The sequence below is a fragment of the Kangiella sp. M94 genome, from assembly GCF_054926195.1.
This window is the reverse complement of sequence record NZ_CM142903.1, coordinates 249498-263179: the sequence shown is the minus strand read 5'-3', so window position 1 is coordinate 263179 and position 13682 is coordinate 249498. Positions and strand designations below refer to the sequence as shown.

Genomic DNA, 13682 nt, shown 5'->3' with positions numbered 1-13682 from the left:
AGAGCCGATATATTCGGCTTACTGTTTATAAAGTGAATGCAAAGGTGTAGCCTAAATTGACCTTACCCAACGACTGTATTAGTATCATCCCAAATATGGAGATTAGAACAAAAACTTTGGATTCTTTACGCAACACATACCCTTTCCTGCTCGGCAAGAGCTTTTTCAGGACCCATTCCTGGCTGTCCTTGGATATTGTTTCTGCGCTGGCTATTATTGGCATTTTGATCATTGTGTCGCTCAAAACTTTGCCTGATTACTTTTATAAAGTAGCCTTTGTTGAAGGGCTCACTAATCACTTATTAGAGCCTCGGGAGCGGCAGCAGGAATATTACGCCTGGCATGGCCACTTTGAGGATACTCAAACTACCAATAAGCCTCTTGTTAACGCAGAGCAACTTCCAAAATTTAAAGAACTGATCAGCACTCATGGTAAAACGGTGATGGTCATGGAACCATACTATCAATACCCTGAAAGCAGATTAACCATTACACTGGACGATACCAATAATTCAGTCATCCGCCCTATCTGCCAGATAGAGCAGAATGAAACTTTCCATCTCATGCCTTATATGTGCAAGATAAACTATTATGAAAAATGATAATCAACTTTTCTACTTACGCCAGTTTGTGCATTTATTAGCAAAGGGCGAAGAGCCGCGTACAGCCTTTAATATTCTGGTCAACGAGGTTCCCAAAAGCCAACTGGAAAGCTGGCAACAAGCGCATACCATTTACGAGGCCACCCAGAGTCTGGAAAGAGCCTTTGAAAAGTTAAATATTAAAAGTGCTTCGTCCATCACTGAGCAACTTAGGCGAGGCAAAGAGCTGGGGCTGCCTGAAGTAGAGGTGCTGCAAAACTACGTCAATGCCAATAACAGTGAGTTGCAAATTGCACAGATCATCAAAAGCCGCTTGCTCCGGATTCTGAGTTATTGTGCGTTATTAAGCGTGATTGCTTTAATCGTTTTAACCACATTCAACCTCTATTTGTTACCAGTCTATAGTTCGGTGTTGCTTGATGGGCAGCTTCACTCTAGCGACTTTGTGGGTCGTATGGACATATTGCGAATGAAGTCCTGGTGGTCGCTACTGCTCTATTTACCACCCGTCATCATTATTGGACTGTTTGCGCTGGCCAGTTTCAAGTCAGCGGAATCCTTCACTCAAGGCAAGTTCTTAACCAGGCTGCCGATTATGAAAGGAATTATGTTCCAACTGAGCCGTATTCACTTTGTCCATAACCTAAAGGCGTTCCATCAAGGTTTACCCCAAAATAAAGCAGAGCGCTTGAGTGCCTTAAACTCACCCTTCTTTAGTAACTCGGAGCGGTTTACTTTCGACAAATTGTTTAATCAACAGGAAAGAGAACAACTGCTTGCTTTGTTTTCATTGCAAACCTTCGAGCAGGAAAGTCCTAACTTATTAAGCTCAGTAGAAACTCAGGCGGTTGAGTCGGTTCACCAGAAGACTGGGGTCATCGCTACCCTGCTGCATCTATTCTTAATTTTTATCGTTTTCCAAATCGTGATTTCGATTTATCTACCTATTTTCCAACTTGGAACAGGATTCTAAATTATGAAACATCCAATCAAAGCATTTACCTTAATTGAGTTGATGGTGGTGGTTGCCATTATTGGTGTTCTGGCCGCTATCTCCCTGCCTGCATATCAGGACTATATCGTCCGCGCCAAAATAGCCGAGAGCATCACTCTATCCAGCGAAGTGCAAAGCACGATTAAGGAATATTACAAATATCACACCAAATTCCCTAAAGATAACCTCGAAGCGGGCGCACCAAAACCTGAACATCTACTGGGTAATTATGTCAGCGGAATTCAAGTGGAAGATGGGGCAATTCATGTGACGCTGGGCAACAAAGTCAATGCGCCACTGGACGGCAAAATACTCAGCATCAGACCAATTTATGTCACCGCCAGTCCAACCAGCCCTATCTCATGGGTTTGTGGTGGCGACCAGCCGCCAGAAGGTATGAGCGCAGCTGGCGAGAATAAAACGAATATTGACGCCAAGTATCTACCAGCAAGTTGCCGATAAGCTTTTAGCTACAACTCTAAAATCCAGGCCTTAAGTTAAAAGCCCATCAATATCCCTATGGATCGGATTCTGTAGGGATATCATTGTTTCCGTCGAACGTACCTGCTCAATGGCCTGCAATTTATTAATCAACACATCCTGAAAGGTTTCGATATTCGGCGTCACCACCTTGGTCAAAATACTGTATTGTCCGGTCGTGTAATAAGCTTCGATGACTTCCGGAATTTGCTCCAACAATGCTGCTACAGGCTGATAGTCTTTGGCACTTTTCAGGAAAATCCCGACAAAACAGCACACATCAAAACCCAGCGCCTTTGGTTCGATGCGAACTTTGGTGCCTTTAATGATCCCCGCCTGACGCATCTTTTCGATACGAACATGGATCGTTCCAGCGCTCACATCCAGTTGCTCAGCAATTTTGGCATAAGGAGTACGCGCTTCTAGTAATAACTCTGACAGTATCGATTTATCCAGATTGTCGATTTGATAATCTTTTTGCACTTTATCACCCCTTATTTCAATATCACTCAATAAAAACCACTTTAATTAGATTTAATATTTCAAAGTGACACTTTTATTAGACAGATATTGCATATTAGCTCGTTAAATTAGATAAATATAGCTCATTTAGCAAATTAGTTATCGATATAATAACGATTCATAAGAAAAGGGGTTCATCATGCAACAGTTACCACATCAGGCTTTTGTTCAAGATCAAAAGCTAATCCAAGCGATTAAAAGCCGCTTCACTGAGACTTTATGTGACGCTCTATCATTGATTGAGGTTCAAGCACCGATTCTAACCATCAAGGGTGATGGCGTGCAGGATGACTTAAACGGTATCGAACGTCCGGTAGCAGTTTTAAGTCGTACCTTGAATAAAGAACTTGAGGTTGTGCAATCGCTGGCAAAGTGGAAGCGGTTGTTGTTGGCGCGAGGTGGTTTTGAACCCGGCCATGGCATCGTTGCTCAAATGCGTGCGTTGCGTCCTGACGAAGAACACCTGAGCGAACGTCATTCCTTATATGTTGATCAATGGGATTGGGAAAAAGTGATTAGTCCTGCCGAGCGCACCCTGGATTATTTAAAACTAACCGTTGAGCAAATCTATTCCGCCATGCGCTCTATGGATGTCGCTATCGCACAGCAGATGGGGCGCGAACCACTGCTGCCCGAACACATCACTTTTATTCATAGCGAAGACTTGCGTCAGCTCTATCCAGACTTAACCGCCAAACGACGTGAGCATGAAATATGCAAGCAATACGGTGCTGTCTTCCTGATCGGCATTGGCGGCGAGTTGGCAGATGGAACAACACATGATGGTCGCGCGCCAGATTATGATGACTGGAGCTCGCTGACCAGCGAAGGCTATCATGGGTTAAACGGTGATATTCTGGTGTGGAACCCGATTCTGCAAGATGCTTTCGAACTTTCCTCCATGGGAATACGGGTCTGTAAAGATGCGCTCTTACGACAGCTCGAATTGCGCCAGTGCCAGTACCGCCTGCATATGCCCTGGCACCAAAAACTGGTACAAGATCAATTGCCATTAACCATTGGCGGCGGCATTGGCCAGTCACGCCTGGCCATGTTGCTATTGATGAAATCCCATATTGGACAGGTTCAATTCAGTGTATGGCCGGATGAAATGGCACTTGATTTGCTGTGAGCGTGTCTTGGTAGGGGCAGTGCCTATGTGCCTGCCCGCTGTGGGTTGGATCAGCGAAGAGCCATCCAACAGTGCTAAACCGCAAAGCATTTAAATTGTTGGATGGCGACTCGTGCCGAGTCTTATCCAACCTACTTAATGACCAACTGTACGGACAACTCATGAGTTGTCCCTACTTTAACTTTTACATTTCACGGTAGGGGCAGTGCCTGTGTGCCTGCCCAAGACAATATTGGATCGTTACATTTACCAAAATTGACTCTGACTTGCTTAAATCCTGATAAATCAGTAGGCTCAAAAGATTCTTACCAACACCACACCCCCTAGTGAAAAAACGTAAGTTTTCTTTTGGGCCTGCGACCTTAGTCACGGCCGCTTTTATCGGACCGGGCACAGTCACCGTCGCCACCAAAGCCGGTGCTAACTTCGGATTCGTTTTACTGTGGGCGCTGGTATTTTCGGTCATCGCCACCATGATTCTGCAGGAGATGACAGCCCGCCTGGGCGTGGTCGGTCGCAAAGGTTTAGGCGAATCTATTCGCGAGCAATTCACAAACCCCATCGCTAAAGCAGTTGCTGTATTGTTGGTAATTAGCGCCATTATCGTTGGCAACGCGGCTTATGAAGGCGGCAATATCGCTGGAGCGACTTTAGGCATTGATGCAATCTTTGGCGAATGGTTTCTGGCTGGCACGCTGAACGGTTGGGCATTACTGATCGGCATCATCGCTTTCAGCCTGCTATGGACCGGAAGCTATAAGCTCATCGAACGCTTTTTAATTGCCATTGTGCTATTGATGAGCGTGTCATTCTTACTAACCTTTATCATTACCAAACCAGACTTAAGCGAACTGTTTAAGGGATTATTGATTCCTACCCTGCCAGATGGCGCAACGCTAACGGTCATCGCCTTAATCGGCACCACAGTAGTTCCCTACAATTTGTTTCTACACGCCAGTAGCGCAAAAAAGAAATGGCATGACGAACAGGATTTACCGGAAGCGCGTCGCGATCTCTGGATTTCCATTCCCCTAGGCGGCCTTATCACCATGGCCATTATCTCTACTGCGGCCAGTGCTTTCTTCGCCAAACAAATTGAAATCAATTCAGCTGCCGATATGGCACTCAGTTTAGAGCCCTTGTTTGGTGCTGGCGCCAAATACCTGATGGCGATTGGGTTATTCTCAGCAGGCATCACCTCAGCTATCACGGCGCCTTTGGCATCTGCTTATGCGCTGGCTGGCTTGATGCAACTCGGCAATGACATGCGCTCCTATAAATTCCGCGCGGTCTGGATCAGCATTTTAATTACTGGAGTGACGCTTGCCTCAATCGGCTTCAAACCCATTTCTATTATTTGGTTCGCGCAAATTGCCAACGGCCTGTTGTTACCGATCATTGCCATCTTTCTGTTATGGACCATGAATCAGGCATTTCTTGGGAAACACAAAAACACCTTACTACAGAACTTGCTGGGTGGTCTGGTGGTACTGGTGACGCTAATGCTCAGCGCCCGTAGTTTATTATCAGCATTCGACCTCTTGTAGATTTTATTAAGTGCTTCTCTTGTGAGCCGGGCAAATATGTTAAATTAATAAGCTATGACAAACTCTAAAACTATCGACATCAACTGCGATCTTGGTGAAAGCACTAATCCCAGTCAGTGGCAGCTGGATGCGGCATTGATGCCTTATATTTCCTCCTGTAATGTCGCTTGCGGTGGCCATGCCGGCAATCAAGAAAGTATCAGGGTCACAATAGCCAATGCTATCCAACATCAGCTTAAAATTGGTGCGCATCCCTCCTACCCGGACAAAGATAACTTTGGCCGAATATCAATGAAGCTTTCTGAACAGTCACTTAGGCAAACGCTGCAAGATCAGATTCAATCCATGGCGGAAGAATGCCAGCGCCAAAATGCCAAGCTGCATCATGTGAAACCGCATGGTGCTTTATACAATAATGCAGCAGCCAATAAAGAGCTGGCTTATATCATTGCCGATGAAGTCAAACGCTTTGATTCTAACTTAAAACTGATAGGCCTGGCTCAATCCAACATGTATCAAGCTGCTGAAGAACTTGGCCTTCCTTTTCTGCATGAAGGCTTTATGGACAGGAATTACCATGCCAACACTCATTTGGTTCCAAGAGGTCATACGCTGGCATTGCATAAAACATTTGAACAAAGCCTTCATCAGGCACTGACGCTAGCCAAAGGATTGCCCATTGCCTCAATAGAAGGAACACCTCTTGAGCTAAGAGTCGATACTATTTGTTTACACGGCGACAATCCCTCTGCGCAGGATATTGCCAAACAGCTTTATCAGCTCCTACAAGAAAACAATATCAGCATCGCTTGATAGAGTTTTAAGGATCACCAATAAGATGTCATTCGGATTCACAACTTTTATCAACAGCGACCACTCCATTCTAATTGAGTTTGAAGGCACTGTAAGTGAAGACTTAACTCGTTTTATTTTAGGCGTTGCTGAAACCATTACAGAGCTTGCTACCAAAAAACAGATTGAAGGTTTTATTGAGCAGGTGCCCGCCTACAACAGTCTATTGGTCATCTTTAACCCGCTGCACTTTAATCCAGAGCAAGCACAGCAGACTTTGAATAGCGCCATCAAAAAAGCAAAGCCAGTATCCAGTCAGCAAGACTCTCTTATAGAAATCCCCGTGTGTTATGACCCACGAGTAGCGGACGATTTAGAGTATGTCGCTGACTACTGCAAAATGACAGTTGATGAATTGATTCGGTCTCACTCCCAACAAGAATATACCGTTTATATGCTTGGTTTCTTACCGGGCTTTTTATACCTAGGCGATTTAGATAAACGCCTGCATTGCCCACGCAGAGATAATCCTCGTACACGCATTGAAGCTGGCTCAGTCGGTATCGGCGGCAGCCAGACGGGGGTCTATCCTATTGCAAGCCCGGGCGGCTGGCAGATTATTGGTCGTACGCCCATTACCATGCTGAATGTTGATCAATCGCCGCCTGCTATTGCCAATCCACTGGACAAGGTACGCTTTGTGCCAATTAGTTTTGATGAGTTTGAAAAGCTGAATAAGGAGGAGGCATGAGCATTCGTTTCCTCAAAGGTGGTCTACAAACCAGCCTGCAAGATTTAGGCCGACCAGGTTTCCGCCGTTACGGCATTCCCAATAATGGTGCCCTTGATCCGGTTAGCCTGCAAATAGCCAACTGGCTAGTCAGCAAGCCTCTTAACTCTGCTTGTCTTGAAATAACCCAGGCCGGCCCAGTTATCGAACTCACTCAAGACATGGCGATTGCTGTCACAGGCGCTCACTTTGAACTGCTGCTAAATGACAAATCAGTTCCTATGCATCAAACCTTGCTTGCTAAAAAAGGCGACCAGTTACGGTTCGGAAAATTATTTAATGGTGCTAGAGCCTACCTCTCTTTCTCAGCCGAGCCGGATTGTCCTGAAATCATGGGTAGTTACTCAACAAACTTGATGGCTAATTTTGGAGGTGTTGAGGGAAAACCTTTCAGAAATGATGACATGCTAGTTTTGAAGAATCACTTCAAGCCAGAAGCAAAAACAACACCCAAAGAGTTGCAACTTCAGTTTGGTGATAACTATCAAATACGTTTTATTAAAGGCAGAGAATGGTCATGCTTTAGCGGTGTTATGCAACAAGAGTTTCTTCACTCCGCCTATCATGTCACCAGCCAAAGTAACCGAATGGGGATGCGTCTAAAAGGCAGCGCTCTAAAAACAGAACAATCTTTGTCTATGACCACCGCTCCCATCACATCCGGCACCATTCAGATACCACCAGATGGGCAACCGATTATCACTTTAGCTGATGGACAAACGACGGGCGGATATCACAGGATAGGACAAGTCATAACCGCAGACTTACCAGTATTGGGACAACTTAAAGCTAATGACTCAATTAGCTTTCAGCCTATGAGCATTAATCAAGCAATAGGTTTGTTAGAAGATAAATCCCAATCGTTAGAAATGCTCTTAAATAAGCTCAATCGGTTTGTGGATAGAATATGATTTCCACTGCATTACTGTCATCTAAATGTTTTGAGGTTGAGACATAACCCTTAAATCTTTCTGATGTATAAAGTGCTTGAGATATATTCATCATTGCAGCAACTTTTGCACCATCATTTTCAATATAAGGTGTGACGCTTATTCTACACATAGTGGTCTTACAGCTAACTCCGTTCAAACTAAACTCCGACGCAAAGTTAGAGTCTGAGATAAGCTTTGCTATATGAGATTCAGACTCAGCTGACCAAATAGGATCGACTCCCTCATTTTTGTACTGTTGAAGTGTTGATGCTTTTTTCTCTTTATATTCTTCATAAAAGGACTTTTCTTGCTCAGGTGTTAACCTTTCAACTGTAGCTGTTTCAGAATGCTCTATAACTTCTTCTTCTGCACTTTCATTAATAGCTCCTTCTGCAACTAATGAGAGCTTTTTAAGGCTGGCTAATTCTTGTTTCAGTAGCTTATTTTGTTCTTCTAGGTCATTTATTGTTTCTATGTATGAATGATAATTGTCATTATCATGCTCTTTAACTACTTTTTCAGAGCTCACAGCAACAACTTCTTTTCTTTGTTCACCTAAACCTAAGTAAATATTTAGAATAATAGACACAACCAATAAAACATAAACAACTTTATTCATTATTTTTTCCTTTCTTTCAGCTAAAACAATTACTGTATTCTTTGTCGTACCGCCTCAAATAGTGTTACACCCGTTGCCACCGATACGTTCAAGCTAGAGACTTCTCCGGCCATTGGAATTTTAATCAGGAAATCACAGTTTTCACGTGTCAGGCGACGCATACCTTCGCCTTCGGCACCCATGACAATCGCTAGCGGTCCCATAAGTTTTGCATGATAAATATCCTGTTCAGCTTCGCCAGCTGTCCCGGCAATCCAGACACCGGCTTCCTGTAGCTGCTTCATGGCACGAACAAGGTTGGTTACTGGAATAAAGGGCACCGTTTCAGCTGCACCACAAGCAACTTTACGCACCACATCAGTGATACTGGCGGCATTGTCTTTCGGCGCAATAACCATGTGTACACCAGCCGCATCGGCACTACGCAAACAAGCTCCCAAATTATGCGGGTCGGTCACGCCATCCAGTATCAATATCAATGGCGCTCCTTCTATCTGATTCAGTAAGTCAGGGATATGTTTCTCGTGGAAGCTTTTCTTTTTTTCTGGACGGCAAACGGCAATCACACCCTGATGACGTTGATCGGTCATCTCATCAAGCTCTTGGCGCTCCTTCTGGATGATCGTAATATTTTTATCCTGCGCTAACTTAACGACTTTATGCGAGCGCTGATCGTGACGATTGCTTTGAATATACAATCTTTCAACTCTATCACTACTACGTTTTAACAGGACTTCAACCGCGTGAAGTCCATAGACTAATTCTGACATGGGTAACTCTTTTTAATTAGGTTTAAATTGCTACTTAGCTTTTTTCTTGCCATTCTTACCGCGTTTTGGCTTGGCGTTTTTAGCACCCTTCTTGGCGCTTCCTGAAGCTGGTTTACTGCCTTTGTCAGTTCCTTTGCGGTAATCACGACGCTTCTTGCCATCTTTGCCTTTTTTACCATCGCCACTGAGAGAGCCCGATTTTTTAGCTTTGGCATACAGTTTTTTCCGTTCAGCTCCTTTGGGTTCTTCACGCTTAACATGCTCACGATCGAGTAGTGCAAAATCAATGTTGCGCTGCTCCATATCAACATTAGCAACTTTAATTTTCACGCGGTCGCCAACACGATAAGACTGTCGTTTGTGCTCGCCAATTAGTCGCATTTTCAAGGCATCAAAGTGATAGTAATCATCACCCAGCTCACTGATATGGATTAGACCTTCGACAAACAGTTCATCTAACGCGACAAAGATACCAAAACTGGTCACGCTTGAAATGGTGCCCCAATATTCCTCGCCGACACGGGTCAACATGTATTCGCACTTCAACCAATCTACAACATCACGTGTGGCTAGATCAGCACGACGCTCGGTCATTGAACTGTGTTCGGAATAGGCAACCAACTCTTTCTCTTCGTACTCCACACCACCGTCTGTGCCAGCAAAATCAAATTGACGTGCAAGAATTGCTTTAATGATTCTGTGTACCAGTAAATCCGGATAGCGACGAATTGGCGACGTAAAGTGAGTATAAGAATCGAAAGCTAAACCAAAGTGGCCCTGGTTGTCTGGGCTGTAAACCGCCTGCATCATCGAACGCAGCATCATGGTCTGAATCAGCTCCTGATCCGGACGTTCCGAAATCGCATCATGCAATTCACGATAATGTTTCGGTTCTGGATTCGAGCCACCAAACAGGAAAATGCCTAGCTCACCAAGGAAGGCTCTGAATTTTTCCAGACGCTCTTCTGAAGGGCCTTCGTGGACGCGGTAGACGCCAGGCTTTTCATATTTTTCAATAAACTCAGCCGCCGCTACGTTGGCACAGATCATGCACTCTTCAATGATTTTGTGGGCGTCGTTACGCACTCGACCAACGATTTTTTCGATCTTTTTATTTTCATCAAATATGATTTGCGTTTCGGTGGTTTCGAATTCGATGGCACCACGCCCTTCTTTCAATTTCAGGCGAGCTTTAAATAATTCGTGTAACTCTTTAAGGTCACCAACTAATGGTGCATACTCTTTTTGTAATGCTTCATCACCACTTAATATTCCCCACACTTTCTCATAGGTAAAACGTGCGTGAGAGTGCATCACTGCAGGATAAAATTTAGAGGTAGTGACCTGACCGGTTGCCGTTAATGACATTTCAGCCACCATACACAAGCGGTCAACTTTGGGTTTTAATGAGCAAAGGCCATTCGATAAAAGCTCTGGCAACATTGGCACTACAAACTCCGGGAAATACACTGAGTTTCCGCGCTCAACAGCTTCGTCATCTAACGCAGTGCCTGGACGCACATAATGACTGACATCAGCAATGGCAACCCATAGGGTCCAGCCACCTTTGGCTTTACGACGACAATAGACAGCATCATCAAAATCACGCGCATCTTCGCCATCAATAGTCACTAGCGGTAACTGACGTAAATCGACGCGGCCCTGCCAGTCTTTCTCAGTCACATCGACCGGCAACTCGCCCACTTCAGACAGAACATCATCCGGCCATTCATGCGGGATCTGATGATTGCGAATGGCTATTTCAATTTCCATACCCGCCGACAAATAATCACCTAATACTTCAGTGATGATTCCGCGTGCGTGTTGATTGCGTTTTGGGCGCTGAACAATTTGCGCAACGACCACTTGGCCGACTTCCGCATTCATGCAGTCGTCTGGTGAGATCATTAAATCATGTAAAATTCTGGGGTCTTCAGAAGTTACAAACCGTAGACCATTTTCTTCGTGCAAGCGCCCTACAATATGGCTGGTTGAGCCGTCGAGAATTTCAACAATGGCACCTTCAGTGCGTCCGCGACGGTCGACATTTCTAACTCGCGCCAGAACCTTGTCGCCATGAAACACAGAATGCATTTCACGAGGCGATAAGTACCAATCGTCACCACCCTTTTCCAGCGCTAAGTAGCCGTAGCCGTCTCTGTGCGCTAACACTTTACCGCGTACCAAATCGGTGGCATCTACGAGACAAAAGCGCCCCTTACGGTTACAGAGTAACTGCCCATCTCGCTCCATGGCGTTAAGGCGTTTCTGTAGTGCTTCAATCTGTTCAGGTTCCTTCATCTCCAATCGCTTGGCTAACTGATCCAGCGAAACAGGCTCGCCTGCTTCCTCCAACTGGCGCAGGATAAACTGCCGACTTGCGATTGGGTTGTTGTAGCGCTGAGATTCTAACTCAGCTTGTGGATCCTGGTTCTTTCTTTTTGACATATAGTATTCCTAGTTACAGAGCCATCAAATAACAGCTCTAGGCCATTGTAACGGTTATCCGAAGCAAGGCCAATGCGTCCAGACCAATATCTCTAGATAGTAAAAAGGCGGCTAAAAGCCGCCCTGGTTCATTTATCTTTAATTTACTCTTTTTTCGACTCAGCAATGTAATATCTCGCTTTGGTAGCGTTTTTAACACATGCGTCATACGACTCAAAAGTTTGATTGGTCTTTGCGGCCGTTAGTAAGCTGGCTGCCTTAGTGTAATTCACACTTCCTGCAAAACCTTCACTTTCAGCAAAATTCAACTCTTCATAAGCAATATCCAGAGCCATGCGGCAAGTTTCAGCACTTTCGCTTTTAGGCGCTCCAGCACATGCTGCCATTAATACGCACACAAACGATAGAATGGTAATTTTTAAAGCATTTTTCATCGTTATTCTCCAGTTATATGGGCTCACCTTCACTATAGGCCGAATGCAGGATACTGCTACTACTTTCTTCACAATTTGCTGATTAGCTCTTACATGCCTGTCCACAAATGGGTATTATTACCGCTACATTAAGAAACGACTGTGGTTCGTCCCTTGAAAGTAACTCTACCTGACTTTTCTAACGCAAAGATTTTAGTAGTTGGCGATATCATGCTGGATCGCTATTGGCATGGTGGCACTTCGCGTATTTCGCCGGAAGCGCCGGTACCCGTGGTCAATGTTCTCGAAACAGAAGACAGAGCTGGCGGTGCGGGCAATGTTGCGCTGAATATTTCAGCTTTAGGTAGCCAGGTTACTTTATGCGGCATCACAGGTCAGGACGAGGCAGCGGACAGCCTATCCAAACTGCTCAATAGCCATAATATTCGATCTGCCTTTGATCAAAGAGCACACCAGAACACCATCACAAAACTGCGCATCATCAGCCGTCATCAACAACTGATCCGCCTCGATTTTGAAAAAGATTTTTCACTGCAATCCGGCGTTGATTTAGATTTAGTGGCACAGCTTATAACTGAGCATGATTTGATTGTTTTGTCGGATTACGGCAAAGGCACACTACAAGATCCACAATCCATTATTCAAGCCGCAAGAAAAGCCGGTAAACCGATTATCGTTGATCCAAAAGGCTCTGATTTCAGCAAATATCAAAACGCCACGCTCATCACGCCTAATCAGTCTGAGTTTGATCTGATAGCGGGACATAGTGCCAATGAAGAAGAATTCCTTAACAAGGGTCAGCAGCAACGTGCAGCTTTAAATCTTGACGCGCTGTTAGTCACCCGCAGCGAAAAAGGCATGGCTCTTTTTGAACATGACCACGAACCCTTCCTGCAACCGACACAGGCACGTGAAGTATTCGATGTGACAGGCGCTGGCGATACCGTAGTCGCAGCCCTGGCAACCTGTTTAGCCAGTGGTCTTGATCATAAATCCGCGACCCAAATCGCCAACCTGGCCGCAGGCATTGTCGTTGCCAAACTCGGCACAGCAACCGCCACTCGCCAGGAACTTCTCAACGTCATGTTACAACACCAGCCACTATCGCAAGGTGTCGTCAGCGAAGACGAATTGCTAGAGCTGATTCAAAAATCCAAAGCTACCGGCGAAACCATCGTCATGACCAACGGCTGCTTCGACATCCTCCACGCAGGCCATGTCAGCTACCTTAAACAAGCAGCAGCCCTTGGCGACCGATTAATTATCGCAGTCAATGGCGACGACTCAGTGCGCAGACTGAAAGGCGAAGGCAGACCCGTCAATCCCGTAGATCAAAGAATGGCAGTGCTCGCAGGACTCGCCAGCGTCGACTGGGTAGTAGAATTTACAGAAGACACGCCAGCACGATTAATCGGCGAATGCCTACCTGATATTCTAGTAAAAGGCGGCGACTACAAACCCGAACAAATCGCCGGCGGAGACGCCGTCATGAAAAGTGGCGGACAAGTTATTATTCTCGATTTTGTGGATGGAGTTTCTACTACGAAGATAATAGAAAAGGCGCGAGGGTAGGTAAAACCCCGAAATAACTATCACGACTTAGAGGCTAGACCTTCTCCA

At 45.2% G+C, this 13682-nt stretch carries 14 protein-coding genes; 9 read left to right on the top strand and 5 right to left on the bottom strand.

Annotated elements, in window-relative coordinates:
- Window positions 1-95: 95 nt before the first annotated feature.
- Genes ACYTXU_RS01360 through ACYTXU_RS01350 form a run of 3 tightly spaced genes read left to right on the top strand, consistent with a single transcriptional unit; the run spans window position 96 to window position 2058 of the window.
- The gene (locus tag ACYTXU_RS01360; RefSeq protein ID WP_462207791.1) at window positions 96-602 is read left to right on the top strand and encodes a hypothetical protein; all 507 of its coding nucleotides are present in this window, start codon (window positions 96-98) and stop codon (window positions 600-602) included.
- Window positions 592-1575 carry a hypothetical protein gene (locus ACYTXU_RS01355; RefSeq protein WP_462207789.1) on the top strand — a complete coding sequence of 328 codons (984 nt, stop codon included), beginning with the start codon at window positions 592-594 and terminating at the stop codon, window positions 1573-1575. Before ACYTXU_RS01360 ends, ACYTXU_RS01355 begins: the two co-directional genes overlap by 11 nt.
- A 3-nt stretch (window positions 1576-1578) precedes the next feature.
- Entirely contained in the window at window positions 1579-2058 is a 480-nt protein-coding gene (locus ACYTXU_RS01350) for a pilin (protein ID WP_462207788.1), read from the top strand.
- A gap of 30 nt (window positions 2059-2088) precedes the next feature.
- On the opposite strand, the gene asnC is transcribed toward ACYTXU_RS01350, so the two are convergent.
- Entirely contained in the window at window positions 2089-2559 is a 471-nt protein-coding gene (gene asnC, locus ACYTXU_RS01345; protein WP_290621791.1) for a transcriptional regulator AsnC, read from the bottom strand.
- Window positions 2560-2737: 178 nt separating this feature from the next.
- Between asnC and asnA the strand changes: the two genes are divergently transcribed.
- The 5 genes from asnA (at window position 2738) to ACYTXU_RS01320 (ending at window position 7770) form a co-directional block, all read left to right on the top strand.
- Complete coding sequence (gene asnA / locus ACYTXU_RS01340; protein ID WP_462207786.1) at window positions 2738-3730, top strand: aspartate--ammonia ligase; 993 nt, start codon at window positions 2738-2740, stop codon at window positions 3728-3730.
- Between the two features lie 326 nt (window positions 3731-4056).
- Window positions 4057-5277 (top strand): Nramp family divalent metal transporter, encoded by a 1221-nt coding sequence (locus ACYTXU_RS01335; protein ID WP_462207784.1) that lies wholly within the window; start codon window positions 4057-4059, stop codon window positions 5275-5277.
- Between the two features lie 54 nt (window positions 5278-5331).
- Window positions 5332-6090: a 5-oxoprolinase subunit PxpA gene (gene pxpA / locus ACYTXU_RS01330; protein WP_462207782.1), complete on the top strand. Its 759-nt coding sequence runs from the start codon at window positions 5332-5334 to the stop codon at window positions 6088-6090.
- Between the two features lie 25 nt (window positions 6091-6115).
- Complete coding sequence (pxpB, locus tag ACYTXU_RS01325; protein WP_462207780.1) at window positions 6116-6820, top strand: 5-oxoprolinase subunit PxpB; 705 nt, start codon at window positions 6116-6118, stop codon at window positions 6818-6820.
- Complete coding sequence (locus ACYTXU_RS01320) at window positions 6817-7770, top strand: 5-oxoprolinase subunit C family protein (RefSeq protein ID WP_462207778.1); 954 nt, start codon at window positions 6817-6819, stop codon at window positions 7768-7770. The genes pxpB and ACYTXU_RS01320 overlap by 4 nt, the downstream gene beginning before the upstream one ends.
- On the opposite strand, the gene ACYTXU_RS01315 is transcribed toward ACYTXU_RS01320, so the two are convergent.
- The 4 genes from ACYTXU_RS01315 to ACYTXU_RS01300 form a co-directional block, all read right to left on the bottom strand.
- The gene (locus ACYTXU_RS01315; RefSeq protein WP_462207776.1) at window positions 7745-8410 is read right to left on the bottom strand and encodes a hypothetical protein; all 666 of its coding nucleotides are present in this window, start codon (window positions 8408-8410) and stop codon (window positions 7745-7747) included. The genes ACYTXU_RS01320 and ACYTXU_RS01315 overlap by 26 nt on opposite strands.
- Before the next feature lie 29 nt (window positions 8411-8439).
- On the bottom strand, window positions 8440-9180 hold the full coding sequence (rlmB, locus tag ACYTXU_RS01310) for a 23S rRNA (guanosine(2251)-2'-O)-methyltransferase RlmB (RefSeq protein WP_462207774.1): 741 nt from the start codon (window positions 9178-9180) through the stop codon (window positions 8440-8442).
- Between the two features lie 30 nt (window positions 9181-9210).
- Window positions 9211-11628 carry a ribonuclease R gene (gene rnr, locus ACYTXU_RS01305; protein WP_462207772.1) on the bottom strand — a complete coding sequence of 806 codons (2418 nt, stop codon included), beginning with the start codon at window positions 11626-11628 and terminating at the stop codon, window positions 9211-9213.
- A 143-nt stretch (window positions 11629-11771) separates the two neighbouring features.
- A complete protein-coding gene (locus ACYTXU_RS01300) occupies window positions 11772-12062 on the bottom strand; it encodes a hypothetical protein (protein WP_462207771.1) in 291 nt (96 codons plus the stop codon).
- Between the two features lie 153 nt (window positions 12063-12215).
- On the opposite strand from ACYTXU_RS01300, the gene hldE reads away from it, so the two are divergent.
- Window positions 12216-13634, top strand: a complete 1419-nt coding sequence (gene hldE, locus ACYTXU_RS01295) for a bifunctional D-glycero-beta-D-manno-heptose-7-phosphate kinase/D-glycero-beta-D-manno-heptose 1-phosphate adenylyltransferase HldE (protein ID WP_462207769.1) — start codon at window positions 12216-12218, stop codon at window positions 13632-13634.
- Window positions 13635-13682: the final 48 nt, after the last annotated feature.